The organism is Pseudomonas sp. TWRC1-2, from assembly GCF_049896685.1.
GTDB lineage: Bacteria > Pseudomonadota > Gammaproteobacteria > Pseudomonadales > Pseudomonadaceae > Aquipseudomonas.
The window spans coordinates 172,449-197,083 of the sequence record NZ_JAFCUU010000011.1 but is presented as its reverse complement, the minus strand read 5'-3'; the positions used below and the strand labels follow the sequence as shown (position 1 = coordinate 197,083).

The window sequence follows — 24,635 nt, the reverse complement described above, 5'->3', positions numbered from 1 at the left end:
CCAGGACCAACAACACACTCGAGAACTATCCGATGCTAAACGCAACCAGGCTCTTTTGCGCGATCGCCTTGCCACTGCTGATGTGCGGCTGTCAGTCCTCCTTGCCGACGATCCAGCCAATAACTGCAACGTGCCTGCCGCCGCCGGCTCCGTCAGCGTGGTTCATGCAGCCCGTCGAGCCCAACTTGACCCAGCGCATGCTCAAAGAATTGTCACCATCACTGATGACGGAGACAAGGCTGTGATCGCGCTACTAGCTTGTCAGTCATATGTCAACGCTGTGACACGCTAGTTAATGGACTCGATACCGGAATCGAAGGGGGACTCTGAAACCGACCTATGCACGATGGGAAAAACTTAAACTATCAAAAACGATTGATGTCATTAGGACATCGACCATCAGATCTCCATCGGGACCGGCTACCAGTGCCTAATCAATCGAAAGACCTTCATACGCGCGTGGATAACGCTGAGACTGGAGACATTACGTCCCCAGGAAAAAATATTTTCTTCGCTGCAGTCGGAACGACGCGGATGCCCATGATCGTTACCGATCCTAACCTTCCCGACAACCCGATCATTTTTGCGAATGAAGCTTTTTTAGAGATGACTGGATATCAAGCTGATGAAATCTTCGGGAGAAATTGCCGATTCCTCCAAGGATTGGACACTGACGCCGAAACTGTCCTTGAAATTAAACGTGCGATTTCTGACGAAGACGATGTTTCTGTTGAGATCCTAAATTATCGCAAGGACGGCTCAACCTTCTGGAATGCATTATTCATATCGCCCGTATACAACGATGCTGGGACTTTGATGTACTTTTTTGCATCCCAGCTCGACGTCAGTCGACGTCGGGATGCAGAGGACGCTCTTCGTCAAGCTCATAAGATGGAAGCTCTAGGCCAATTAACTGGAGGGATAGCTCACGACTTCAATAATTTGCTACAGGTAATTGGTGGCTACGTAGAAATGATAGAGAGAGGAATTAAGCGTCCTACACTCGATGTACACAGAGTTTCAAAAAGCTTAGAAATGACAAAAAATGCCGTTGAGAGAGCTTCTACACTAACCCAACAGTTACTTGCTTTCTCACGAAAGCAAAAGCTGCAAGGTAGAGTTGTTAATCTGAACAATTTTGTACGGTTTTCCAAGTCGACTGCGGATCGTTTAATGGGGATTGGCTATGAGTTCAACACAGACTTGGAAAGTGTCTTGTGGAATTGCCGCATAGATCCTGTTCAGGCTGAGCTCTCAATTCTGAATATTATTGTCAACGCAAGAGATGCACTTTTAGGCAGAAATCTTCCCGCTATCTCTATCGAGACAAGAAATGTTGAGGTTCGCGACCTCTCGGTAATGTCACACGATGGGTTGATGCCAGGACGTTATGTTTCATTCGCTGTGACCGACAATGGCTGCGGCATGCCTCCGAGTGTACTCGCTAGAGTAATGGATCCATTTTTCACTACAAAGGATGAAGGGAAGGGTACAGGCTTAGGGTTGTCCATGGTATATGGATTTGCAAAACAGTCCGGTGGCGTTGTGAGAATTTATTCTGAAGAAAACCTTGGAACAACCTTACGACTCTACTTTCCAGCAGATGATGCCGAAGAAAGCACGTTTGAAGATGTCAAGGTTTCCGAGGCTAAATCTGGGAGCGAGCGAATTTTGATAGTCGAGGACAGGCCCGACGTCGCGGAGCTTGCACGTATGACGCTCGAGGATTACGGATACATTACCGTAGTCACTTCAGGGGCTGCCGAAGCTCTAGAAGTATTGAGCGATGATTCTAAGTTTGACTTGTTATATTCTGACGTGATTATGCCTGGTGGCATGAATGGGGTGATGCTTGCTCGTGAGGTAAAAAAGCTTTATCCGGATATGAAAATTCTGCTTACCACTGGATATGCGGAAAGCGCTATAGAGCGTACTGATATAGGTGGGGCTGAATTTGAAGTGTTGTCCAAGCCTTGTCTTCCTAATGTCTTGGCTAAGCGTATTAGGTACGTGCTTGATGGGCCCAATGGAGTTAGTTGAGAACGATAGCGCTTTGAATATTTTAATGGTCTGATCTAATGCCGTCGAGGATTGTTCGGTTCTGGATAGGTGCTAATACGGGCTTGTTGGGCTAAAAAGTAGTGAATATTATTGTCGTTTAGGTGCTAACCGTTGAGTGGGAATGAAACGGAAAATTCAGAGCCGGCTGGCAAATTTTTATAACTTAAATGTCCTTTGATGTCTTGAACAAAAGATTCAATGAGCTTTGCACCTAGCCTATTTGGTTTGTTTGATAGTTTACCTTCTGGTAAGCCTTTCCCGTTGTCTGACACTTTAATTGTGGCGATGTTTTTTTCTCTTGTTAGGCTGACATATATCCTTCCGTTTTTTTGGTCGTCGTGAAATGCATGTTTTATCGCATTTAGAATCAGTTCTATCATTAGAAGTGCAAGGGAAGCGCACATTTCTGATGAGGTTGTTATGCTTTCTGAGTGGTCCATCGCTAATTTGATATTGTTGTCTTCGATAAATACCTGGCCGAAAATTTCAATTATTTCACTTAGGAACGCAGTAACATCAAGTTCTGCTTGAAGACTTTGAGAAATGGCGAACAGTTTTTGATGCACAAGAGACATACTGCGGATGCGCTCGAGTGCGTCTTTAGTGATTTTTCTTGCTGTAGGCTCATTGATGGCGCGAATCTTTAACGACAAGATGCCTTCTAGAATTTGGAATGTGTTCATCACCCTGTGACTGACTTCTCTAGTGGCGAGTTCGCTTCTTCGTAATTCATCGATAGTCGATTGTAGAGTGCTATCTGCAACTGAGCGCTCAATCAGTATACCAGTTGTACTTGCTAGTAACTCTATAATCTCCATGTCAGATGGTGTGGGTAGATGGTTATCCCGATGATAAACAGCATACGTGCCCACGACTATCCCGCGGGAGTCTGTTATTGGCTTTGACCAGCAAGCTGCAATACCATGTTCGATTGCGAGCTTCAAGAAGGGCGCCCACAATTGGTCGCTCGCCACATCTCCAACGATAACCATGTCACCTGAATATGCCGCGGTTCCGCAAGATGGTGAATGTGGACCTATTTCAAAACCTTCAATCGCCTCAATGTAGCCTGCATCAAGGCCTGACGATGCTCCGTAACGGAGTGTTTTGCTGTCAGAATCTACTAGAAATACGGCTGATCGCCCTCTGAGATGAACAGCTCCTAAAGCGGCGATTAGCTTCAGCAGATCGCTCAGTGGAGCCCTTGTCATTGCCATTTCGAGGACCTGCCGTTGAGCCAGCAGAAGGCTACGCCAGTCTGGTAAAGAGGATGTCGATGAGGAGTCGATAACAGAGTTAATAGCTTTCTCCAGGTGCCGCAATCTGAATTTTCACGTTAAAAGGTCACTTTGACGAGCCCGCACAATCGTTCAAATTGCAGGGATAACGCCAAAAACCGCAGCAGGTTACACGTGATTCCTAGGCCTGTGAATAATCCAACCTAAAGGTAGGTGCTAAGTGGCCCCCTATCAAGGCGTCGCCCTAACGGTCGCAGTTACCCATTAGCTTTGCCCGCTGGTCGGAAGCTGGTTGAGAGGTTTGACTGCTCTCAATCAGAGCGATTTACTGTACATTCAAACAGTACCAGCGTAACGAAGCGATGAACTTAAAAATTTTGGGCAAAATTGCAGAAGGCGGCTTCAAATTACCGCTCTGCTCATTTCGGGTGCCGGCCGGCTTCCCTTCGCCCGCTGCTGATCATATCGAACAGCATATTTCGCTGGATGAGGTGCTGAACATCAGGGCACCTCACGTTTACCTAGTGATGATCACCGGGGAGAGCATGCAAGGGGCCGGGATTTTTGAAGGTGATCTGGCAGTGGTAGATCGCTCGATAGAGCCCGCCCACGGGCACATAGTAGTGGCGCTGCTGAACAACGACCCTATGTGCAAGCGACTCTATAAGCGCGGCAAGGAAGTGATCCTGCTATCCGAAAACCCCAAGTACCCGGCGCGCTACGTGCTGGAAGGGGATGAGCTATCCATCTGGGGCGTCATCACCAGCACCGTGCGCAGTCATGTCTAACTCGCCGGTTTTTGCGCTGATCGACTGCAACAGCTTTTATGCAAGTTGTGAACGAGTGTTCCGGCCCGACCTGGCTAAAACACCAATTGTCGTGCTGAGTAACAACGATGGCTGCGTGATCGCCCGGAGTTATGACGCCAAGTCATTTATCAAAATGGGCGAGCCGTATTTTCAGATCAAGCACAAGATCAAGCAGCACGGCATTGTGCCCTTCTCGTCGAACTACGCGCTTTACGGCGACATGAGCGAGCGCGTGATGACGCTGATCGAGACTTTAGTGCCAGCGGTGGAGATTTACAGCATTGATGAGGCGTTCGCCGACCTCACGGGTATATCGGGGCTAGATGCCCTGGGGCGCCAGATCCGGGCACAGGTGCTGCGCGGCACCGGCATTCCTGTCGGGGTCGGCATCGCGAACACCAAGACCCTGGCCAAGTTGGCCAACCACACGGCAAAGCGACTGCAGGCGCAGACCGGCGGAGTGGTAAACATCACCGATCCGGTAAAGCGCGACTGGGTGCTGCGCAACACGGACGTGTCGGAAGTCTGGGGCGTGGGCCGGAAAATGAAACTGAACCTCGACGCCATGGGCATAAAGTCAGCTATGGACCTGGCCAAAGCCGATCCTTGGACGCTCCGCAAGAAATTCAGCGTGGTGATCGAGAAGACAGCGCGGGAGCTGGCCGGCACGTCATGCCTCGAACTGGACGAGCCCGACCCACCGAAGCAAGAAATCTGCTGTAGTCGGATGTTCGGTAAGCGCCTGACTGAACTGCCGCCGATCAAGGAGGCGGTGGCCACCTACATGATGAGGGCATCCGAAAAGCTCCGCGCTCAAAACTCGCTCTGCAAAAAAGTCCGCGTCTGCATCCGCACTGGGATGTTCAATCCGGAGGAGGCGAAGTATGCCAACGGCGTGGTGGTCGATATGCCGTACCCCACCGATGACGTGCGCCTGCTCACGAAAGCCGCTGTCGACGCGCTCGACAGGATCTTCCGTCCAGGTTTCAAATACAGCAAAGCCGAAGTGATGCTGCTCAACCTTTGCCAGCCAGGCGAATACACCGACGATCTGTTCGCGATATCGCAGCCGGCCGAGGCAACCCGAGTGATGACGGTTCTTGACCAGATAAACGAGCGCTGGGGGCGCGGCACGCTTCGCGCCGCCAGTGTGCCGTCGAACCCGGACTGGGGAATGCGCCGCGAGATGATGAGCCAGAGCTATACAATGCGGCTTGATCAGCTATGGACGATCAGCTGCAAATAGGCACCACCACCAAAACCATTGCAAAGGACTGCAAATGACAAACCCAATCATTCCATGGATGGGCGGCAAGCGCCGCCTTTCGAAACGCCTGCTGGCGCTGTTCCCAGACCACGAGTGCTACGTCGAAGTGTTTGCCGGCGGCGCTGCGCTGTACTTCAAGCGAGAGCAGCCCGCAAAAGTCGAGGTTTTGAATGATCTCAACGGCGACCTGGTTAACTTGTACCGGGTAGTCCAGCACCACCTTGAGGAATTCGTTCGTCAGTTCAAGTGAGCACTCAGCTCCCGGCAGATCTTCGAGTGGCAAAAGATGACAGCGGCCGAGACGCTGACGGATATCCAGAAAGCGGCCAGGTTCTTCTACCTCCAACACCACGCGTTCGGTGCAAAGCCCACGGGACAGACATTCGGAACCGCGACTACCGGCCGGGCCATCAATCTGCTGCGGATTGAGGAAAATCTATCCCTGGCCTGGCAGCGGTTATCGGGTACCTACGTGGAGAACCTGCCCTGGTTGAGGTGCGCTGAAAAGTACGATCGACCCCACACTTTCCACTATATGGACCCCCCCTATTGGAAAACAGAGGGCTACGGCGCCGAGTTCGGCTTTGACCAGTACGAGCGAATGGCCGAATTCATGCACGCTTGTCAGGGCAAGGTGATGGTAAGCATCAACGATCATCCCGATATCCGGCGGGTGTTTGAGGGGTTCCGCATGGAGGCGATGGACATTCGTTACAGCACGGCCAACCCGCGGAAGGGAGTAGCCGAAAAAACAGGCGAGCTGGCGATCATGAATTGGTGACGCCGGCGTAACACTTATCTCAAGACCCAAAAAAGCCCCGCAATGCGAGGCTTTTTCCATATCCGATAGATCAGGCGACGGCCTGCTCAGTCTTCAATTGATGTGCTCTATCGTTAACGACGAACTTAATGATCGACTTAACGTCATCAGGACAGTTTTGGAACGATAGGCTGGACAGAACAGTCCTGCCTCGCTTCAGAATCAATCCGCCGATCAGTTCGTCAACAAATGATTGGGTGGCATCCTTACCGGAAAAATCTATGGCGACGCTATAGCCGGTGTCCAAGCAGCGTTCGATTTCCTTTCGATACGGCGTGGCAGATGCCCTCATACCAAGCGTGCGAATGGTCTCTGACCCCGCAGCAAGGTTGATTTGAGTTTGCATGGCGCTTCCCTCGGCAATGTACGCGTAGACAATGTTTATCGTACGCATGGGTAAAAAGTTTAGCTAGGTACCACTAGTAAGCAAATCTTGAAGCCAGTCAAATGAAACTGATGTCGTCGTCAACTGCGCCTTCTACGACTGGGAGCAGCGCTGGAATGCTGATCTGCGGCAATTTGTCGCGGTTACAGTGAAATGATATCGCGACACCTTTCCACGGCGCCTTGACAAGCGACGTCGACATATCGGTTTTGGTGTTCAGGCAAGCCTCACCACTCGCTACAACAAGAAAGCCGTCAGCGGCATCAGCGATTTTAGCGGTTGTGGTCAAGCCTACACCTTGATTCTGGCTATCGGTCTCATAGCCTACGTAAGGGCCACGATTGCAGCTCACACGAGCGATTAAGGCAGCTCTGATGGCTTCGACGTCTGTACGCTCTTTGAGCTGATCATGACGCCATAGCGTAGCCAGAAAACCACATCCATTGTCAACTATCGCAAGCCGGACATCGCCGTTGCTACGGAAGTGCTGGCAAGCTACCCAGACAGACGCACCAAAATTACCTTCTCTCTTTGCATGGGAAAGGGCATTCCCTAGCAATTCCTTCAGGGCGTACTCAATGGGGCGCCTGTAGGAATCTAATTCCTCTTGCTCACGGCCTTGAGCCCAGCCAACCGTAGCTAGCGCAAGTCTCGAAGCCACCTCTTCTGATTGACCGTCCACAACCTTTACAAGTTCAACACAGCGGTCAGGCTCACCTAGTAGGTTCCGTTCTTTCTCTATGTCCATGCCATCGACGATCATGCCGTCGAAAAACTCCATTCTAGCTAGGTAGTTGATGAGCCCCTTGCTCATCCACCTGATATGGAGCCTGGCAATTGCCGCGCGCTCTAGTGACGATTTGAGGGTTGCGAGCCCCAAGGGATCAATGAATCGAAAATCGCTTGCGTCGAGAACTACTACGCCTTCACTGGCAAGAATTTCTTCGCAAAACGCAAAGAGCGCGCCCGGCTCCGATTCACTGAGTGACGGTGGAAAATGAATGACGTTGCTTTCCGTGTAAATTCCGTCCTGAACCCGCACTCGCACATCCCTGAATTTTTTTTTGGTGGCAGACTATATCCATGTGCCATTACCGTTTCAACATTCAGCCCTTCTTTTACTTGTAAAAGCGATGACCGGACAGCGTGGCTGGCTAAGGCCGCCGGAAGGCATCGTGCAATTGATCAAGTAGAAGGTGTCTGGGAGCCCAGCAGTGGCAGAATTTCTGCTGTCTAAAACTACCTCCTCCTATCGCGCATTCATTGGCCCAAAAGGCCGGTAAATAACGTTAGAGTTTTAGACAGCGATTAACTACAGGCCACGTATTCTGTGGGGTACCAGTCATTCCAGCCCATACTGCTGCATCATCGGCGTGTGGGAGGACAGATCGGAGGTGTTTTTACTCATTGGATAGTAGGCAAATTCGTTGAAAGTGATGGGGCAAAGGGGGCGCGTGGTCCAGTGTCGATCAGTTAAAAGTGCGGACGTCCAAACACAGCAGGTCAAAGGTGGGAGCTGTAGCTCGACAGCTCCCACATTTATCTTCGGTGTCTGCCCAATCGTGGTCGCACAACTGATCGGCATCGGGCGCTTGGCCCAGCATTTGTTGCGATGGGCGCAAGGTTAACACGTGAAGTCGGCCCTTCGCAGGTCGCAAACGGCCAGGTAAAACACAAAAAAGGGCGGCGCCTTTATATAAGCGCCGCCCTTTTTTACGGTTGCCCGATTTACTGAATGTTACCGGGCGAATCCAACACCTTCACCACATCATCCACCACCGCTTTCGCCATCTCCTGCAAGTAATGCGACGCCCAGGCGTAACGATCGGTCTCCTTGGTCATCGCCGCATCTTCTGCGAGCTGCTTGGCGACATGGAGGAGGTCGGAGGCGTGGTGCAAGGCTTCGTGCAGGGCAACACCGCTGTTGACGCGCAATAGAGGTTGGTCGGAGTGGAAGGAGAAGGGGGTGACGCCGAGGGTAGTTAATGCAGACGGATTTGTAGCGCTCATCGGTAAACTCCCATATCAGTTGAGAGCTACCACGTTCGTTCTCAGGCGAATGGGTGGCAGCTGTGCGCAGGCTGAGAAACCGGAGATACAGGAACCCGGCAGACCCGAAGGTCTCCCACGCACAGCCGCCATTGCACGAATTGTGAGGCGAAAAAAAACGCCTGCAAATCGGGTTTGGGGGCGCTTGGTGCGCCTGCATCTTGCCGGGTTCTCAGGCCCGATCGCTGAATTGGCAGCGACGGAGGGGAGGGTAGCGTGGTGGTGGGGTGGGCGCAACTGGGAAAAAGGGGAGCCTCTTTGCTTTGCCAGTTGCCAGCGGACCCATGCGGGAGGATACGCCCCGCAAATGATCACCTAACGATAAGAGCCCTGACCTGCGGCCACTTGAAAAGGTTTGGCTGCGCTACTCAATCACCGCGCTCGAAAAAGCGGAGACCCAATTATTGGATCTAACGCAGTTGCTGCCAAAGGTGCCTGGCCAAAAAGCTGTCCAGCATGGCAGCAAAAAAGCATACGTTTCGTCGATTAAGTATCACCGCCGCAAGGTTACACATGCTGAGAGTCTTTGGTCTGAGCATTTGCCCCGTGTAAGGCTATGACCAAATACGGGGCTCGGTCTTCCAACATGGCTGCTCAGCCTGAAGCCGATCTAAACGCTAACGGTCCGACTAAGCACTCAGGCGTGCCGTCACTTCGTTCAACTGCCCTGACAACCCGTGAAGGTTGCGGCTTGCCGCTTCGGTGCGCTGCATATTGTCCAGGTTGGTACTGGCAATCGTGGTGATTTCGGTGAGGTTGCGCGAGATGTCTTCCGCCACCGAGGTTTGCTCTTCGGCGGCGGTGGCAATCTGGCGGTTCATGTCGCGAATGGCTTCTACGGCATGGGTGATGCGCTCCAGCATGGCGCCGGCCTCATTCACCTGCGCGACGCTTTCTTCACTGCGCGACTGGCCACTTTCAATCGCCTGAGCTGCGTCCACCGCGCCGGTTTGCACCGTTTGGATGATCTGGTTGATTTCGATGATCGACGCCGCCGTACGCTGGGCCAGGCTTCGTACTTCGTCGGCCACGACCGCAAAACCGCGTCCGGCTTCACCGGCACGGGCCGCTTCGATCGCCGCGTTCAGCGCCAGCAAATTAGTCTGTTCGGCGATGCCGCGAATCACTTCCAGCACCTTGCCGATGCGGCCACTGTCGGTTTCCAGGCGACGGATGACCGTCGCTGTGTTGGCGATCTCGCCACGCATTTGGGTGATGGTGTGAATGGTGCCCCGCATGACTTTTTCGCCCTGCTGTGCGGATTGGTCGGCATCATCGGCTGCGCGTGCGGCATCGGCTGCGTGACGGGCCACTTCCTGGGCGGTGGCGGACATTTCGTTCATCGCCGTGGCCACCTGATCGGTACGGTCGAACTGCTCGTTGGTGCCGCTGGCCATGAGACCCGCGATGGTACTTAACTCGCTACTTGCGCTGTCCAGATCCTTGGCGCTGCGCTGCAAGCGGTTGAAAGTTTCGGCGAGAAAGTCGCGCAAAGTGTTGGCGGCCATGGCCAGTTTGCCCAACTCGTCTTCACGGCTACTGGCCACGCGTTCGGCAAATTTGCCTTGGCTCAGTTGCGCCACGTAGTCGATCAGCTTGCGGATGGGGTCAACCAAGTTACGGTTGATGAGCCACAGGCTCAACAGGCCGATCAACAGACCCGAGGCGAGCATTACGATAATCCCCAACATCACCGTGCGCTTTGCACCCGCGCTGATCAGCGTCGATTGCTCGGTACCCTGCTTGCGCAGTTCGCCGACAAGTTCGCTCATCTGGTCGCTGGTAGCACGGTCGACGCCTTTAACGGCGGCGTCGCCTGCGGAGGGGTCCGCACCCGCGGCGATATAGGCATCGCGACCTTTCTGGTAAGCGCTGCCCAGCTGACGGTGTTCGTCACGCAGGCGTTCGATGCGGGCCTTGAGTTGGCCGTCCAGGCCTTTCTGGTTAGCCAGTTCGCCGAGAATCCCTTGTACATCGCGCTGACGTTCTTCGAATTGCTTCCAATATTTATCCAGGTCTGCCGGCTGCTTGCCCCGTAGTAATACGTTTTTCCATTCCTGCACCTGCACCTTGAATTGCAGGTTGGCCTCGTCGATCAATTGCGAAGTGTGCAGCGGACCTTCGATTAGGTTGGCGTAGTTTTGCACGCCGTTGGACAGCAAATGAAAGCATGCCAAAGCAATCAGCAACATCGCCAACAGGCTGCCGCTCAGCAGCGCGAGGATTTGGGTTCTTAGGGATCTTTGCAGCATCGGATGATACTCATGACAGGAATTAGGTACGCCTGGTTGGGCGTAAAAGACGTCCAAACATCCCTGTCTGCGGTTCCGGTTGTAGCCGGAGCCGCGCAAACTAACACCTGTGGTATCGGCCTTCCAGAGCGGTGCTTGAGACGAGTCCGACCGTCGGTGCCTCATGAATTCTCGGTTATCGTCCTCCCTATAAATAACCTCTTGTTTGAAAATGAGATGAATGACTGCTCTTGGCTGATAGCAGTCTCTCAGACTTTGAAATTGACGAGTGCCTGTGCCCCCGTTACTTACTGACGTGTTGCCTAACGCTTTCTGATTTTGCATAAGTTATGCAAATTAGCATTTGCCAACCCCCAAAACACCCGGCACTATCCGCGTTATGCAAAAACGCAACGTTTCTATCGTCTTAAGAGAACTGCTGGACCGCGACCGGATCTCCCCCACGGAGCTTCACCGGCGTACCGGCGTGCCTCAATCCACACTCTCGCGGATCCTCAGCGGCAAGATCGTTGATCCGTCGGACAAGCACATCTCGCGCATCGCCGAGTACTTTCGCGTCAGCACCGACCACTTGCGCGGGCGCGCGGCGGCGGGGGTTTTGCGCGATGACGGGCGCGACCCGATGCATTCGGAACTCAAGGACATAAGCCTGTGGGATGACGACACACCCGTTAATGATGACGAGGTGTCGATCCCCTTTCTGCGCGAGGTTGAATTGGCTGCTGGATCAGGAAGATTCGTCATCGAGGAAAGCGAGAAGGCCAGCCTGCGGTTCGGCAAGCGCAGCCTGCGGCATAACGGTGTGCAGTTCGACCAGGCCAAGTGTGTGACGGTGCGCGGCAACAGTATGTTGCCGGTGCTGCGCGACGGCGCTACGGTCGGGGTGAACGCAGGCAAGAGTGGCATTGGCGACATCGTCGATGGCGACTTGTATGCCATCAACCACAATGGCCAGTTGCGGGTGAAACAGCTCTACCGCCTGCCTTCCGGGATTCGTCTGCGCAGTTTCAATCGCGATGAGCACCCGGATGAGGACTACAGTTTCCAGGATATCCAGGATGAGCAGATCAGCATCCTCGGCCATGTATTCTGGTGGGGCATGTACGCCCGTTAACCTCCTTACGTAAGACAAAGCCCGCCAGTGCGCGGGCTTTTTTTCGTCTGCAAAGAACCGGCAAACCCTTCACCCGCAAGGCTGAAAATGCATCCGTGCATTTCTCGCAGAAAAATAAATGCATTTGTGCATTGACTGTGTATGCATACATGCATATTCTTCATCTCAAGCCAGCCAACAAGGTGGTGGAGGCGGCAAGGATGCTGCCAAGGAAGACAAGGAAGGCACGCAACATCGGCAAGGACGCCATCGAAGCGATGGCAGGGATGCCAGGCAACACCGGCAAGGATGCCGACGCTCTTTAGTTTCAACGCTTCAAAAACAGGCAGCGATGAACCGGCCTAATAACGGTTCAGAGGGTTGGCAACTGACCCGGGTGTGCAGCGTAAAGCACCAGAAGCAGTTATCCGGCAGACAGGGATCGTGGTCGGAAAAACATCTTAGGAAAGGTCCGTACCGCGCCAGTAGCGCCGAAAGACCGAATCTGGACCGCATTACTGAAAAGCCCGGGCGACCGGGCTTTTTGGAATGCCTACCTATCGAAGCATTTGTAAATGAAAAACGGACTATCTATTGCTCAGCCAGGAGGCGTGACATGACAAATGAACAGCAAGCGTTAGCGGAAATGCCTATCTGGCTGGTCATCGTATTGGCAGTGATCGGCGGGGTATCCGGCGAAATGTGGCGCGCCGACAAAGAGGGTGCACGGGGTTGGTCGCTGATCCGCCGTCTGGCCCTGCGCTCCGGGGCCTGCATGGTGTGCGGCGTTTCAGCGCTGATGCTGTGCTACGCCGCCGGCATGTCGATCTGGACGGCCGGCGCCATCGGTTGCCTGACTGCCATGGCCGGTGCCGATGTAGCCATCGGCCTGTATGAGCGGTGGGCGGCCAAGCGCATCGGGATCAACGAAAACTCCCGTCAGGACCCGCAGTAACTGTTGCAAGGACGCTACTTAAAATGACGCTCATCGAAAAGCCCTCTCAACTGCCCCTCGCCATTGGCGAAGCGCTAAAAGCGGCCTTCCCGGACCTGAAGGTCGGCAATCACCAAGACTTTAACGGCACCGGGGACAAAACCGGCGTACTGATTACTGTCGAGGGCAATGGCCCCGGCATTCGCTCTCGCGAAGGGCGCAAGGCTCACGCGTTGACCCTTTCGCTCAAGGCCATGGTTGCGCCCGGGGCATTGCCATTTGATGCCTGCGACCTGGCCAGCCAACTTATGGACCTGGTGCTGGATAACCGCTGGAAGCTGCCGCAGGCACAGTGTGATTTGCCGATGAATATCGTCGCCGCGCCGTCTGTGCGCACCACGGCGGAAACGGACTACGACACCTGGACCGTTTCGTTCACCCAAACCCTTTACTTGGGACCTGTATTACTCACCGATCCCACAGGCCAACCGCTGTTTGCCCGCACCTGGGAAGTCTCGAACATCAACGACCCCGATCAATACAAACCACTGGCGGAGTAGCCCATGTTCGACGCGCTGTTACGCATGCAACTGGGGCCGATCGTCGAGCGCCTGGTGGAAATGGAAACCCAGCTTGAAGACCTTTACCGACGTGCCGAAAGCTTCTGCCGCATTGGCGTGTGTCAGGAGGTCAACGCCGCCAGCAGTACCTGCAAGGTCAGCCACGGTGAGTTGCTCACGCCGGCCATCCGCTTTTTCAACCCCAGCGCCGGTGCACAGACTGAAACACGCATTCCGTCCGTGGGCGAACAATGCCTATTGCTCAACTACGGCGGCGGCGAAGGCGGCGGCCAGTCTGTGGCCTTGTTCGGCCTGAACAGTAGTCAGTTTCCGCCGGTCTCCAGCGTTGCCAGCTTGACCCGGCGCCGCCATCAGGACGGCACACAAAGCGACTACGACGACGCCAGCCACACGTTCAACTGGGTCAACGGCCCCACCACATTTACCGGCTCCCGCGAACAGGTCGACATCAAGGTCGGCGCCGCCAGCCTGACCATGAGCGCCCAGGGCATCACTCTGCAAATCGGCGGCACCAGCCTGTTGCTCGATGCTGGCGGCGCACACTTCAGCGGCCCCGTGGTGGACCACCAAGGCCGCATCATCAGCCCCCGATAAGGACACCGCATGATCGGAATCGACAGGAACACCGGGGCAGCCGTCGATGACTGGCTGCAATTCGTGCAGCGCGCCACCCGAGCGCTGACCACCCCCGTGGGCACTCGCCAAAAACGCCCGCTGTACGGCTCGCAGATCCCGCAACTGCTCGGCCAGAACCTCGGCGACGACCTGCTGATCCTCGCTCAAAGCCACGCCGCCCAAGCGTTCTATAACGCGCAGAACGGCATCGGCGACTTCCAACCCCAGGTCATCGTCGCAACCCGCCAAGGCGCGGGCCTGCTGCTGCGCTTTGCCGGCACCTGGAAAAACCGCCAACAATCCTTTGAGGTCGTGACATGAGCATGCTGATCCCCGGCCAGAACCAACTGGCGGAACCGGCCATCATCGCGGTGGATGAGTTCGAACCGTTGCTGGCCGAATTCAAGGCGTTTGTTGTCGATTACGTCGCCACCCGCGCGCCGCAAAGTGCGGCCAAACTCAAGGCTAGCCTCGACAATGAAAGCGAGCTGCTGACCCTGGCGCTGGAAGCGTTTTGTGTGCGGCTGCAAACCCACGAGCGCAAATACAATGCGCGCATCAAACAGATGCTGGCATGGTGGGCCACCGGCAGCAATTTGGATGCACGCCTGGCCGATATGGGCCTGGAACGCCAGGTACTCGATCCCGGCGACCCGGCGGCGTTTCCGCCCGTGCCGCCAACATTGGAGAGCGATGACGACGCTCGCCTGCGTTACTACCTGGCGCCACATGCCCCGGCCGCAGGTTCGCGAATGCAGTATCGGCGTGAGGTGTTCACTCTAGGCGAGCGGCCGTCGGTGAAGGTGCAAAGCGCAACGCCGGGCGTGGTGACGGTCAGCTACACCTTTGACCCGGACGGCTATGCGGCCCAGGTCAAAGATGGCAACGGGCGTCGAACAGCGCCCGGCGAAGTCATGGTCACCGTGCTTTCCCGTGAGGGCGACGGCACGCCGTCCGCCGATTTGCTTGACGGCGTTCGTCGCCATTTCGCACGGCCGGATGTGCGGCCGGAGACGGACCTAGTGAGCGTGCAAAGTGCGCAAATCCTTCCCTACAAAATCCGCGTGGTCGCCAAGATCAACGCCGGCCCGGATTCGGGGCTGACTCAAGTCGCCGCTCAAAAGCTGCTGCAAGACTATGCAGAGTCCTGTCATCGCCTGGAAGGGCGGGTGGACCCGAGCTGGATTGATTATGCGATTCACAGCGCCGGCGCTGCGCAACTGCAGATCCTTGAGCCCGTTTCTGCGATTCAGGCAACGGCCTTTCAGGCTCCCTATTGCACCGGTATCGAGATTGAGGTGCGAATCTTATGAGTGAAGAGCAAATCGATCATAGCCTCCTGCCAACGAATAGCTCGGCACTGGAGAGGGCGCTGGATCTCGGCTTCGCAAAGCTGGTCAACCGTATTACGCCGCCTTTCCCTAGTCTGATGAACCCTATTGAAACGCCTTCGGAGTTCCTACCCTACCTGGCTGCGGATCGCGGTGTGGCGGAATGGAGTGCTAAAAGTGCGGAGTCTGAAAAGCGTCTTACAGTCGGGTTTGCATGGCCAACAAAACGTCAGGCGGGCACGCGCCTTGCGCTCGAAAATGCGGTCCGAGGGCTTGAATTATCGCCTCAGGTACTGGCGTGGCATGAAAAATCGCCTACGGGTGCGCCATACAGTTTCACCGTAAGAGCTTTCACGGATCGGCCTTACAGCGAAGAGATAAATACTCGGCTCGACAAGCGCCTCGCAGATGCAAAAAGCGAGCGTGACACGTTGGCGGTGAGTGTCGGGCTGTCCGCCTCAGGCAATCACTGCATCAGTGCGGTCACTGTATGTGGGGAACTGGCCACCATTTACCCCTTCAAGTTGGAAGGCCTCTCATCCAGTTCGCCGCTTTATATGGCGGCGGGTATTTACACCGTCGAGACAATGACCCTTTACCCGTTGGAGTAAAAATGGCTGATTACTACACACTGTTAACAAATGCCGGGATCGCTTACGAGACCGCTTGCAAGGCAAGCGGTACGCCCATCAAGTTGACGCATATGTCAGTCGGCGATGGCGGCGGTTCTGTTTATAACCCCGACGCGACTGCGGTCGCTTTGCGCCGTGAGGTATGGCGAGGCAGCATCAATGCATTGATGCAGGATCAAAAAAACCAAAGCTGGTTACTGGCCGAGGTGACGATCCCTAATGAGGTGGGTGGCTGGTATGTGCGCGAAGCCGCCATATGGACTGACACCGGTATCCTCTATGCGGTGATTAAGTATCCCGAGTCGTTCAAACCGGTAATGGCCGATCAGGGCGCAGGCAAAGAGTTTTATCTGCGCGCTATTTTTCAAACGAGCAACGCCTCGAACGTGGTGCTGTCGATCGATGACTCGATCGTCAAGGCCACGCGTGCCTGGGTGGCCGAGTACGTGGCAGGCGAGTTGGCGAAACTGGACGCTAAAAAGTCCGTGCGAGCCGCTGCAACTGGGCCGATTGTGTTGAGCGGTGCTCAAATGCTCGACGGCGTTGCCGTTGTTGCGGGCGACAGCGTACTGGTAACGTTCCAGGCGATTGCGGCCAATAATGGTATTTACACTGTTGCCAATGGCACTTGGTTTCGCCGAACTGATGCAGATGTCAGTGGTGAAGTAACACCTAACTTGATAGTCAGTGTTGAGGAGGGCACGAAGTACGCTGACACGCTGTGGCAACTGACCACGAATGCACCGATTATTCTGGGCACTACAGCGCTCGAATTCGAGCAGATTTATGGCCCGAGTGGGGTCATTCCTGGCACGTATCGGAGTGTCTCGGTTGACCGTCGAGGTTTTGTGATCGGTGGCACCAACCCAACCAGTCTCGCGGGTTTCGGTATTGTGGATGCTTTCACAAAAACCGAGAGCGACGTGCGCTTTCAGTCAAAATTGACCTACCTCCCTGTTCAGCAAGGCACGGGTATTGGCCAGCTCCAAAACACGGTAAGACTAGGGTGGTCAGGTAATAATCTGAAGTTGACCATCGATAATTCCGATCTCGGAAAAATCTGGACGTCTTCTGATTTCTCTCCCGATACCAAGGCTAATTGGGGGTCGACGCTTGCCGCTTATGGAGTGACTAACGCATTTACCAAGGACGAAACCAATTATCTGGTCGGGCAACGTGTTTTGCGCGACGGTGTTACCAACATAGGCATGGCCAATAATGACCCATCACTTATGTATATGCGCCGTGAAACAGATAACCTGGTGTATTTCATACAGAAGAAATTGGATTACACACCCGTCTCGCAAGGGACAGGCGTAGGCCAAAATAACTCAAGAGTAAATATTGGTTGGTCCAGCGTTGGTTTGAAAGTAACGGTTGATACAACAGACCTGGGGAATTTTTGGTATTCCGGAAACTTCTCTCCCGACGCCAAGGCAAATTGGGGGTCGACGCTGGCGGCCTATGGTATTACCAACGCTTATACCAAAGATGAGACGGGTTACCTGGTTGCGCAACGCGTTATGCGCGATAGTATTACCAATATCGGCATGGCCAGTAATGATCCAGCGCTTATGTACATGCGCCGAGAATCGGATAACGCGTTGTACTTTATCCAAAGAAAACTGGATTACACGCCCGTCGCGCAAGGCACCGGGGTGGGACAGACGGGATCAAGGGTTAACATCGGCTGGTCCCCTGTCGGCTTGAAGGCGACGGTGGATACAACGGATCTTGGGAATTTTTGGTATTCCGGCAACTTTTCGCCTGACACCAAGGCAAATTGGGGCTCAACGCTTGCCGCCTATGGCATTACCAACGCGTATACAAAAGGCGAAACAATTGCCAAGTGCGAAGAGTATGTTTGGTCCAGGCCAATTCGCGATTCCATCACCACGGTGGGGATGGCGTCCGATAACCCTGAATTCATGTACATGCGCCGTTCGACAGACGGTGTCGTTTATTACATTCAGCCGCGTTTGGGCTACACGCCGATACAACAGGGCGGTGGCGTGGGGCAGGTTAATAACAAAATCAAACTGGGCTATAACTCGGCAGGGAGTCTGCGTTTAACGGTAGACGTAACAGATTTTGGCGATTTGATCAGTGACGCAAATCATGGTGCAAAAGTGGCTGCCCTTGGCCTAAGTGCAGTCGGACAATATGCGTTTGCGCGTTCAATAATTTCACTGACGACGAATAATCAAAATACCGTACTCCCCGGTAGCCAATTGATCTACACGTCTACAACCGTATCAGACGGTGCAGGTAATAACTCCGGATTGATTGCCGTGGGGCAATGGCGCCTGCATGGTGCTGTCAATGGATTTAATGCCTCCTTGTGGCAACGTGTTTCTTAACAAAAAAGAAGGTGATAGAAGTGTTTACTATTAAAAGTGCAAATAATCCGCGATGGACTGATCAAGCGCACAGTGCGATTGTTCTCAATGTTGTATTTGAGGAAACTGAACAGACTATAGGCGAGCAGCCCTTTGCGGCTTCACCTAATGACACCGAGCCTCACGGTATTGAGCTTTTCGAGCGTGCGAAGGCCGGCGAGTTTGGAGAGGTTCAAGAGCCAACCCGTGAAATGATTCTCGCCTTGGTGATGTGTACTCGTTCGGACCGAGCTGCGTTCGCAACTCAGAAAATCAATGAACTGATGATTGCGGTTGACGTGTTGCAAGACACCATCGCCGCTGGTTTGGCGGGAGATGAGGCTGACGAATTGCCCGCCAGGCAAGCTGAGGTGGCGGCTTGGCGCCTGTACCGCGTGCATCTTGCACAGATGGAGGGCCAGCCTGATTTTCCACAGGCAGTGATCTGGCCGGAACAGCCCGCGAGCCCTTTCATTTACACACCGCCATCCGAGCCTGAAGTGAAGGCTTTTCAGGGCGTCGATCCCTCCGAACTTCCAAAGAAATAACCTCGCGCCTTGGCGCGTAATGCTTAACCCGATATCTGAAACATCCCCCGAGAGCCGCGTTGCGGTTTTTTTTATGCCTGGAGATTCAAAAAAATGGCTACGTCTAATCGCCAGAAATACACCGTCCTCATCCCATTCCCCACCGGAGGTGGCCACTGGTCCACCGCCGGCGAAGAACTGGAACTGCTCGACGTCGAAGCATCCGCCCTGCGCACCGCCGGCCGCCTGGAACTGACCAGCGTCCTCAACTCCACCCCCAAGAAGGCTGACTAACCATGGCTGAGGTTCTTAACTTCGAGCACAACGGCATCACCGTGAATGCCACCGAATCCCCCGAGGCCATGGGTGGCCTGGGCGATAACGTCATCGGCCTGGTCGGCACTGCGCCGAACGCCCACGCGTCGATCCCGAAAAACGCGCCATTCCGTATCAACAGCTTTACTACCCAAGCGCTGCTGGACCCCACCGGCGCTGAGTCGGGCACGCTGTTCCAGGCCGTCTACCAGATCCTCAAAGTGGTGAAGGTGCCGGTCTACGTGGTGATCGTGGAGGAGGGCGCAACCCCGGCCGACACCCTCAACAATGTGATCGGCGGCAACGAGCCGACCACTGGCCGCAAACTGGGCCTGGCTGCCCTGAGCAGCGTCCCTGAAGACCTGACTATCATCGGCGCTCCGGGCTTCACCGGCACCAAAGCCGTGGCCGGTGAGTTCGCCGCCTTCGGCAAGCGCATCAAGGCCCGTGTGGTGCTGGATGGCAAGGATGCTTCGGTTGCTGACCAAGTGACCTACAGCGGCGAGCTGGGCGGGGCCGACCTCGGTTTCGACCGTTGCCTGCTGGTGCACAACATGCCGTCGGTGTACTCCAAGGCGGCGAAAAAGAACGTGTTCCTGTCGCCATCTTCGCTGGCCATCGCTGCACTGGCCAAGGTCAAGCAGTGGGAAAGCCCAGGCAACCAAGTGACGTTCGCTGAGGACGTTTCCCGCGTGGTCGAGTACAACATCCTCGACACCTCCACCGAAGGCGACCTGCTCAACCGTTACGGCGTGAGCTACTACGCGCGCACCATTCTTGGCGGTTTTTCGCTGCTGGGTAACCGCTCCATCACCGGCAAGTTCATCAGCTACGTCGGCCTGGAAGATGCGATCAGCCGCAAGCTGGTCAAGGCCGGCCAGAAAGCCATGGCCAAGAACCTCACCAAGTCGTTCATGGACCAGGAGGTCAAGCGCATCAATGACTGGCTGCAAACCCTGGTGGCCGACGAAACCATCCCCGGCGGCAGCGTGTACCTGCACCCGGAACTCAACAGTGTCGAGAAGTACAAGAACGGCACCTGGTTCATCGTCATCGACTACGGCCGCTATGCGCCGAATGAACACATGATTTATCAACTCAATGCCCGCGATGAAATCATCGAGCAGTTCCTGGAGGACGTTCTCTAATGTTTACCAACCGTGTAAGACAGGCCATTGCGGCCACCCTTCAAGGCCTGCCGTTGTCCGCGACGGTAGACGAGTTCACCCCGCCGAAGATCGAATTCGACATGGAATCCATGTCCGGCGGGCGCTTCATCGCCGAAGAAATGGCCAAGAGCGGCAAGGTGCTCAATGCCAAGTTGGTTCTGCAAGGTGCCGGGCCGGAAATCATGCTGGCCCTGGGCGTGCGTCAGGGCGACGATATTCTGCTGAACGTGCGTGAAGCCGGTCAGGACCAGGATGGCAAGACCTATTTCACCTACCACACCGTCGGCGGCAAACTTAAATCCCTGGAGGAGGCGAAGCTGAAGATGGGCGACAAGGCCACTACTACCCTGGAGTTGTCGTGCCGTACCTACAACCGTCTGGAAAACGGCATTCCGGTGATCGACATCGACGTGCGTACCCAGAAGTTCATGCTCAACGGTGTCGACATTCTCGGCGATGCCCGCCGCGCTGTGCTGATGCCTTAAGGGCTACCGTGACCTGAAGTGAGCACAGTCAATGTGGGAGCCGGGCTTGCCCGCGATGCAGGCGACTGGGTGTGCCTGGTGTACCGAGCTGATGCCATCGCAGGCAAACCAGCTCCCACATCGACCGCGCTCAGCTTTAGATTTGCGCTGCTTTCAACAACGCTTAAACAAGGAATTGCCCCATGGCCTGGATGCCACCGCTGCACATTCTGCTGTCTCCGATCACCGCCGACACTGGCGCGACGATCCAGCAGATTCAACTCAAGCCGCTGTTCTACGCCGCGCAAAAAGCTGCGCTGGCCCGGGCCGGTGATGACGAGGACGACCAGTTTTTTGAACTGGCGAAACTCGCCACCGGCCTGTCGGAAAAAGAACTCGATCAGCTCAAGCGCCCGGACTACGTGAGCATTGCTCAGTACGTGCACGAAATGTCGACGCGCCCAGCGTCGTTCTTCCTCGGCGAACGCGATGAACCGTCGCAGCATGAACAGGTGCACCTGCTGCTGCCCCTCGATGCCGCCGGCCGCAGCCTGACCGCACTGAGTCTGGAAATGCCTGCCCTGCGCGCTACCAAGGCCATGAAGAAACTCGCCACCAACAAAGAACGCGCCGAATTCATTACCGCTCATTGCACCGGCCTGATGATTCCGGACCTGGCCGGTCTGACCGTTCCTGACTGGACGGAACTGCAGGAGCGCATCGACGATTTTTTAAACAAACCGGCGGACTTCTTTCGGAGCTCGACATCGAAGTGATCCTCGATGTGGTGCCACTGATTTACTCGGTCAATGAGGCGGAGATCCTCGACTGGGACGCCGGAAAAGCATTGCGCCGCTACGACATCGCGATCACTCGCCTTGGCGTCAAACAGGAGTAGAGCGGTATGGCAGGCAATAACCATGCAAGCCCGTCAGCCATCGCCACGGAAGGCGAGCTGACGCTGGGCTCACGTGACACCGCAGTGGCGCAGGCCAGTATCAAACCCATTGCGTCAACAATCGCCGGGCCCTCGGGCGTGATGCCGGTAGAGGCCGCGAGTCTGGGGTTGGCCCTGGCGACTGCCAGCCTTGAGATCAATCTCCTGGCGGCGGGGCAGGATCGGCTGGTGAATACCCTCGAGCTGTTCAACGCCTCACTGCTCAAGATGATGGACGCCCGGCAAGTCGAAGCTGGCGAAGGCGCGGGAGCAGCAAAAGCTGCAGCCCCCGCTGAGGCGCGCAAACCCTCGCAGGCACTGGATGCCGCGATGACTGACCTGGATCAGTTGTTGATGTTTGTCGGCCGCCAGCGCAAACAACTGCGCGAAACCAACTTGGCCATGGCGTCGGAACCGATGGTAGCGGCGAGCGGTGCAAGCGCTGTGGAGCTGGCACAGGTCGAGTATGTGGCCGCCCGGTCCGGCATCGGCAGCGACCGCAAGGATGCCTCGGGCAATATCGACCGCGCGGCTCGTCAGGACGACCTGACACAGTTCGCCCGCGACGCAGCCATCATGGCGACGGCCTTCAAGGTCGACGTCAAAAATGCCGGCGACATGATGGGCGGCTGGCGCGAGTCGATGAAACTCGACCGCGAGCAAACCCGGGACCTGGCTGACGCGACCAATGTGTTGGGCACCCACGTTTCGCTCAAGGCAGAAGCGGCGGATATCGGCGCTATTGTGCAGCGCGCAGGGGGGACGGCCACCGCCGCGGGCATGAGCCCCGAGCAGGCAGCGGCGCTTTCGGCGGCATTGCTCAGTGCCGGCAACAGCAAGAGTGCAGCCGGTGTCGGGCTGGAGAAAATCAGCAGCACCCTGGCCAAAGGCGACGGCGCTTCTGAAAGCCAGCGCAACGCGTGGGCGGCGCTCAAGCTTGATCCCACGTTGCTCGCTGGCGGGATGCAGCAGGATGCGCCCCAGACCCTGCTCACGGTGCTTGAAGCGCTCAAGGCGCAACCGGCTGAGAAACAAGCGGCGTTGGCCACTCAATTGTTCGATGGCAACCAGTCGATTCTGAGCCTGGTGCCCGCCATCGATACGGTAAAGCAGGCGTTTACGCTGGTGGCCGACAAGTCGGTGTACGCGACGTCGGCACTTGGCGAACAAGGCTCGGTCCTGCGTTCGGCAGCGGTTCGCGCAGACTCCACACAGGCACGTCGTCAAGCCTTCGAGGCCAGCACCACGCGTCTGGATACCGCCAAGGATGCCGCGCTGGCGCCGATCGTGGACACCTCGTTGACCGCGATGACCGGGCTGGTGACGGGCGTGGGCTGGTTGGCCGAGGCACTGCCCAAGACTACGGCTGCTGTAACGCTGGCTGGCGCGGCACTGGGGCCGGTGTTTTCTGGTGTGTTCGATGCGGTGAAGGACAAGGTGTTCGAGAAGGTCGCCGGCAAGGTTCTCGGAGGCGGCGATACCACACCAGGCAAGGTGAGCGCGCCAGCCAGCCAGAACACACCCAAAGGCAACGAAACGCCGCGCGGTGATCGCTCGGCAGACAAGCCTTCACGAACTGCGAGAGCCAGTAAGGTCGCGCGAAGTGGCTCCCTTGGCGTGGTGCTGGCGGGTGCTGGCATTGACCTTGTTCAGGGCGCGATGTCGGGGAACCTGGGTAAAGCCGTCGGCACCACGGTAGGGTCAGTCGGCGGCGGTGTTGCCGGTGGCGTTGCTGGCGAATTTGCGGGCATGGCCGTTGGCCGCGCGCTCGGCACGCTCGCCGGGGCGGCGATCGGCTCGGTGGTGCCGGGGGCTGGCACAGTGCTGGGCGGGGTCATGGGCGGTGTCGCTGGCGGTGCCATCGGCAAAGTGGTCGGCGGCGCGCTGGGTACGTTTGCCGGCAGTGATATCGGCGCATGGCTGAGTGAAAAACTGATGGGCTCCGATGACCGTCTGCCATCACCTGGCGAGACCAGCAAAAACCTCAGTAGCGCTCAAGCCGACAACCGCCAAGTCAACTTCGCGCCGCAAATCACCATCAACGCACCCGAGCAGGCCAACCCACAACAACTGGCCGCGATCGTGGTGCAACAGATCGAAGCGCAATTCTCGCCGCTGTCGATGGACAGCCTGCTGGCGACGCGACGTGACTCGGCCCTGACCGATACAGGAGTGGTGTGATGCGACAACAAATGGCGTTGGGCCCGTTTATTTTCGGGCTGTCCCGTGGGTTTGCCTACGACACCCTGGACCGTTTGAGCAGTGGGGGTTGGGGCAGCCTGGATATCGTTTCCGGCAAGCCCAAATCCACCCAAGTTGGCCAGGCGCTCGAAACGCTGTCATTCGGCGGCAAGGCTGCACGCGCGCTGGGCATGGCGCGGATGGACGAATTGCGTGCGCTGCAAGCCCAGCGTGTGCCGTTGCCGCTGGTCGATGGCGTAGGCCTGAACTGGGGGCTGTGGACCATCAAATCGGTGGACGAAAAACAGTCCTGTGTGATCGATGACGGCACGGCCATGGTGGTCAATTGGGTGTTGGTACTGGAGGAGTTCGTCAATGCGTAAGGTTCGAAGTATTGCCGGTGACTCGGTCAACCTGTTGCTCTATCGCGAGCTCGGTCGCTGTGATGATGCCGCCGAAGAGGTGCTGTGGCGCTTGAACCCGCAGTTGGCCGAACAGGGCGCGGTATTGCCGGCAGGCGTCAATGTGATTGTGCCTGAGCTGGATAACCAGCCCGTGGCCAGGCAGCCGGTTACGGCCTGGGATTAAGGAGCAACC

The 24,635-nt window shown here is 55.9% G+C and carries 27 protein-coding genes and 1 pseudogene; 23 read left to right on the top strand and 5 right to left on the bottom strand.

The genetic code is table 11. The annotated features are described in order from the left end of the window. The coding region (locus ACP7B3_RS26860; protein WP_426182115.1) for a lysis system i-spanin subunit Rz at window positions 1–292 on the top strand (292 nt) is incomplete at its 5' end. A gap of 86 nt (window positions 293–378) precedes the next feature. Beyond that, on the top strand, window positions 379–2,040 hold the full coding sequence (locus tag ACP7B3_RS26855) for a histidine kinase famiy protein (RefSeq protein WP_426182118.1): 1,662 nt from the start codon (window positions 379–381) through the stop codon (window positions 2,038–2,040). A gap of 125 nt (window positions 2,041–2,165) precedes the next feature. On the opposite strand, the gene ACP7B3_RS26850 is transcribed toward ACP7B3_RS26855, so the two are convergent. Then, window positions 2,166–3,278, bottom strand: coding sequence for a histidine kinase dimerization/phosphoacceptor domain -containing protein (locus ACP7B3_RS26850; protein ID WP_426182112.1), 1,113 nt, complete (start codon window positions 3,276–3,278; stop codon window positions 2,166–2,168). Window positions 3,279–3,661: 383 nt separating this feature from the next. Here ACP7B3_RS26850 and ACP7B3_RS26845 point away from each other — a divergent pair, with 383 nt between their 5' ends. The 3 genes and pseudogenes from ACP7B3_RS26845 (at window position 3,662) to ACP7B3_RS26835 (ending at window position 6,156) form a co-directional block, all read left to right on the top strand. Continuing rightward, window positions 3,662–4,087, top strand: coding sequence for a LexA family protein (locus tag ACP7B3_RS26845; protein ID WP_426182109.1), 426 nt, complete (start codon window positions 3,662–3,664; stop codon window positions 4,085–4,087). Further along, window positions 4,080–5,354, top strand: coding sequence for a translesion error-prone DNA polymerase V subunit UmuC (gene umuC / locus ACP7B3_RS26840; RefSeq protein WP_426182106.1), 1,275 nt, complete (start codon window positions 4,080–4,082; stop codon window positions 5,352–5,354). Before ACP7B3_RS26845 ends, umuC begins: the two co-directional genes overlap by 8 nt. A gap of 34 nt (window positions 5,355–5,388) precedes the next feature. Beyond that, window positions 5,389–6,156: pseudogene (locus tag ACP7B3_RS26835) on the top strand (DNA adenine methylase). 70 nt (window positions 6,157–6,226) lie between these two features. Here the strand turns inward: ACP7B3_RS26835 and ACP7B3_RS26830 are convergent. The 4 genes from ACP7B3_RS26830 to ACP7B3_RS26815 form a co-directional block, all read right to left on the bottom strand. Beyond that, complete coding sequence (locus ACP7B3_RS26830; protein WP_165386509.1) at window positions 6,227–6,541, bottom strand: STAS-like domain-containing protein; 315 nt, start codon at window positions 6,539–6,541, stop codon at window positions 6,227–6,229. Window positions 6,542–6,638: 97 nt separating this feature from the next. Continuing rightward, on the bottom strand, window positions 6,639–7,622 hold the full coding sequence (locus ACP7B3_RS26825; RefSeq protein ID WP_426182103.1) for an ATP-binding protein: 984 nt from the start codon (window positions 7,620–7,622) through the stop codon (window positions 6,639–6,641). A 686-nt stretch (window positions 7,623–8,308) separates the two neighbouring features. Continuing rightward, the gene (locus ACP7B3_RS26820; protein ID WP_262210497.1) at window positions 8,309–8,590 is read right to left on the bottom strand and encodes a DUF3077 domain-containing protein; all 282 of its coding nucleotides are present in this window, start codon (window positions 8,588–8,590) and stop codon (window positions 8,309–8,311) included. Window positions 8,591–9,258: 668 nt separating this feature from the next. After that, complete coding sequence (locus tag ACP7B3_RS26815; protein ID WP_145161592.1) at window positions 9,259–10,881, bottom strand: methyl-accepting chemotaxis protein; 1,623 nt, start codon at window positions 10,879–10,881, stop codon at window positions 9,259–9,261. Window positions 10,882–11,260: 379 nt separating this feature from the next. Here ACP7B3_RS26815 and ACP7B3_RS26810 point away from each other — a divergent pair, with 379 nt between their 5' ends. From ACP7B3_RS26810 to ACP7B3_RS26725, 18 genes are all read left to right on the top strand, one after another. Then, entirely contained in the window at window positions 11,261–11,995 is a 735-nt protein-coding gene (locus ACP7B3_RS26810) for a LexA family transcriptional regulator (RefSeq protein WP_242194389.1), read from the top strand. After that, on the top strand, window positions 11,974–12,300 hold the full coding sequence (locus tag ACP7B3_RS26805) for a hypothetical protein (RefSeq protein WP_426182124.1): 327 nt from the start codon (window positions 11,974–11,976) through the stop codon (window positions 12,298–12,300). The genes ACP7B3_RS26810 and ACP7B3_RS26805 overlap by 22 nt, the downstream gene beginning before the upstream one ends. 290 nt (window positions 12,301–12,590) lie before the next feature. Continuing rightward, a complete protein-coding gene (locus ACP7B3_RS26800) occupies window positions 12,591–12,929 on the top strand; it encodes a phage holin family protein (protein ID WP_106577252.1) in 339 nt (112 codons plus the stop codon). A gap of 23 nt (window positions 12,930–12,952) precedes the next feature. Beyond that, entirely contained in the window at window positions 12,953–13,468 is a 516-nt protein-coding gene (locus tag ACP7B3_RS26795; protein ID WP_426182097.1) for a hypothetical protein, read from the top strand. A gap of 3 nt (window positions 13,469–13,471) precedes the next feature. Then, complete coding sequence (locus ACP7B3_RS26790) at window positions 13,472–14,083, top strand: phage baseplate assembly protein V (RefSeq protein WP_426182094.1); 612 nt, start codon at window positions 13,472–13,474, stop codon at window positions 14,081–14,083. 9 nt (window positions 14,084–14,092) lie between these two features. Beyond that, on the top strand, window positions 14,093–14,425 hold the full coding sequence (locus ACP7B3_RS26785) for a phage baseplate protein (RefSeq protein WP_106577249.1): 333 nt from the start codon (window positions 14,093–14,095) through the stop codon (window positions 14,423–14,425). Continuing rightward, entirely contained in the window at window positions 14,422–15,417 is a 996-nt protein-coding gene (locus ACP7B3_RS26780; RefSeq protein WP_426182090.1) for a baseplate J/gp47 family protein, read from the top strand. The genes ACP7B3_RS26785 and ACP7B3_RS26780 overlap by 4 nt, the downstream gene beginning before the upstream one ends. After that, entirely contained in the window at window positions 15,414–16,046 is a 633-nt protein-coding gene (locus ACP7B3_RS26775; protein ID WP_145161610.1) for a phage tail protein I, read from the top strand. Before ACP7B3_RS26780 ends, ACP7B3_RS26775 begins: the two co-directional genes overlap by 4 nt. Window positions 16,047–16,048: 2 nt before the next feature. Then, entirely contained in the window at window positions 16,049–18,427 is a 2,379-nt protein-coding gene (locus ACP7B3_RS26770; RefSeq protein ID WP_426182087.1) for a phage tail protein, read from the top strand. Window positions 18,428–18,447: 20 nt separating this feature from the next. After that, complete coding sequence (locus ACP7B3_RS26765) at window positions 18,448–18,993, top strand: phage tail protein (protein ID WP_426182084.1); 546 nt, start codon at window positions 18,448–18,450, stop codon at window positions 18,991–18,993. Window positions 18,994–19,086: 93 nt separating this feature from the next. Next, complete coding sequence (locus ACP7B3_RS26760) at window positions 19,087–19,266, top strand: hypothetical protein (protein WP_017137065.1); 180 nt, start codon at window positions 19,087–19,089, stop codon at window positions 19,264–19,266. 2 nt (window positions 19,267–19,268) lie between these two features. Further along, complete coding sequence (locus ACP7B3_RS26755) at window positions 19,269–20,435, top strand: phage tail protein (RefSeq protein ID WP_110624383.1); 1,167 nt, start codon at window positions 19,269–19,271, stop codon at window positions 20,433–20,435. After that, on the top strand, window positions 20,435–20,941 hold the full coding sequence (locus ACP7B3_RS26750) for a phage major tail tube protein (protein WP_416364289.1): 507 nt from the start codon (window positions 20,435–20,437) through the stop codon (window positions 20,939–20,941). Before ACP7B3_RS26755 ends, ACP7B3_RS26750 begins: the two co-directional genes overlap by 1 nt. Before the next feature lie 182 nt (window positions 20,942–21,123). Further along, on the top strand, window positions 21,124–21,696 hold the full coding sequence (locus ACP7B3_RS26745) for a phage tail assembly protein (RefSeq protein WP_426182079.1): 573 nt from the start codon (window positions 21,124–21,126) through the stop codon (window positions 21,694–21,696). Next, entirely contained in the window at window positions 21,693–21,818 is a 126-nt protein-coding gene (locus tag ACP7B3_RS26740; RefSeq protein ID WP_017844653.1) for a hypothetical protein, read from the top strand. The genes ACP7B3_RS26745 and ACP7B3_RS26740 overlap by 4 nt, the downstream gene beginning before the upstream one ends. Before the next feature lie 6 nt (window positions 21,819–21,824). Continuing rightward, window positions 21,825–24,038 carry a phage tail tape measure protein gene (locus ACP7B3_RS26735; protein WP_426182076.1) on the top strand — a complete coding sequence of 738 codons (2,214 nt, stop codon included), beginning with the start codon at window positions 21,825–21,827 and terminating at the stop codon, window positions 24,036–24,038. Next, window positions 24,038–24,421: a phage tail protein gene (locus ACP7B3_RS26730; RefSeq protein ID WP_145161628.1), complete on the top strand. Its 384-nt coding sequence runs from the start codon at window positions 24,038–24,040 to the stop codon at window positions 24,419–24,421. Before ACP7B3_RS26735 ends, ACP7B3_RS26730 begins: the two co-directional genes overlap by 1 nt. Then, window positions 24,414–24,626, top strand: coding sequence for a tail protein X (locus ACP7B3_RS26725; RefSeq protein ID WP_426182073.1), 213 nt, complete (start codon window positions 24,414–24,416; stop codon window positions 24,624–24,626). Before ACP7B3_RS26730 ends, ACP7B3_RS26725 begins: the two co-directional genes overlap by 8 nt. The last annotated feature ends 9 nt before the right edge of the window (window positions 24,627–24,635 follow it).

Bases quoted from the DNA above. Each gene is read 5' to 3' on its own strand.
- ACP7B3_RS26770 (WP_426182087.1), top strand. From the start codon at position 16,049: ATGGCTGATTACTACACACTGTTAACAAATGCCGGGATCGCTTACGAG.
- ACP7B3_RS26755 (WP_110624383.1), top strand. From the start codon at position 19,269: ATGGCTGAGGTTCTTAACTTCGAGCACAACGGCATCACCGTGAATGCC.
- ACP7B3_RS26850 (WP_426182112.1), bottom strand. From the start codon at position 3,278: ATGGCAATGACAAGGGCTCCACTGAGCGATCTGCTGAAGCTAATCGCC.
- ACP7B3_RS26795 (WP_426182097.1), top strand. From the start codon at position 12,953: ATGACGCTCATCGAAAAGCCCTCTCAACTGCCCCTCGCCATTGGCGAA.
- ACP7B3_RS26855 (WP_426182118.1), top strand. From the start codon at position 379: ATGTCATTAGGACATCGACCATCAGATCTCCATCGGGACCGGCTACCA.
- ACP7B3_RS26735 (WP_426182076.1), top strand. From the start codon at position 21,825: ATGGCAGGCAATAACCATGCAAGCCCGTCAGCCATCGCCACGGAAGGC.
- ACP7B3_RS26845 (WP_426182109.1), top strand. From the start codon at position 3,662: ATGAACTTAAAAATTTTGGGCAAAATTGCAGAAGGCGGCTTCAAATTA.
- ACP7B3_RS26830 (WP_165386509.1), bottom strand. From the start codon at position 6,541: ATGCAAACTCAAATCAACCTTGCTGCGGGGTCAGAGACCATTCGCACG.
- ACP7B3_RS26785 (WP_106577249.1), top strand. From the start codon at position 14,093: ATGATCGGAATCGACAGGAACACCGGGGCAGCCGTCGATGACTGGCTG.
- ACP7B3_RS26820 (WP_262210497.1), bottom strand. From the start codon at position 8,590: ATGAGCGCTACAAATCCGTCTGCATTAACTACCCTCGGCGTCACCCCC.
- ACP7B3_RS26730 (WP_145161628.1), top strand. From the start codon at position 24,038: ATGCGACAACAAATGGCGTTGGGCCCGTTTATTTTCGGGCTGTCCCGT.
- ACP7B3_RS26815 (WP_145161592.1), bottom strand. From the start codon at position 10,881: ATGCTGCAAAGATCCCTAAGAACCCAAATCCTCGCGCTGCTGAGCGGC.
- ACP7B3_RS26750 (WP_416364289.1), top strand. From the start codon at position 20,435: ATGTTTACCAACCGTGTAAGACAGGCCATTGCGGCCACCCTTCAAGGC.
- ACP7B3_RS26780 (WP_426182090.1), top strand. From the start codon at position 14,422: ATGAGCATGCTGATCCCCGGCCAGAACCAACTGGCGGAACCGGCCATC.
- ACP7B3_RS26760 (WP_017137065.1), top strand. From the start codon at position 19,087: ATGGCTACGTCTAATCGCCAGAAATACACCGTCCTCATCCCATTCCCC.
- ACP7B3_RS26725 (WP_426182073.1), top strand. From the start codon at position 24,414: ATGCGTAAGGTTCGAAGTATTGCCGGTGACTCGGTCAACCTGTTGCTC.
- ACP7B3_RS26745 (WP_426182079.1), top strand. From the start codon at position 21,124: ATGGCCTGGATGCCACCGCTGCACATTCTGCTGTCTCCGATCACCGCC.
- ACP7B3_RS26790 (WP_426182094.1), top strand. From the start codon at position 13,472: ATGTTCGACGCGCTGTTACGCATGCAACTGGGGCCGATCGTCGAGCGC.
- ACP7B3_RS26775 (WP_145161610.1), top strand. From the start codon at position 15,414: ATGAGTGAAGAGCAAATCGATCATAGCCTCCTGCCAACGAATAGCTCG.
- ACP7B3_RS26800 (WP_106577252.1), top strand. From the start codon at position 12,591: ATGACAAATGAACAGCAAGCGTTAGCGGAAATGCCTATCTGGCTGGTC.
- ACP7B3_RS26810 (WP_242194389.1), top strand. From the start codon at position 11,261: ATGCAAAAACGCAACGTTTCTATCGTCTTAAGAGAACTGCTGGACCGC.
- umuC (WP_426182106.1), top strand. From the start codon at position 4,080: ATGTCTAACTCGCCGGTTTTTGCGCTGATCGACTGCAACAGCTTTTAT.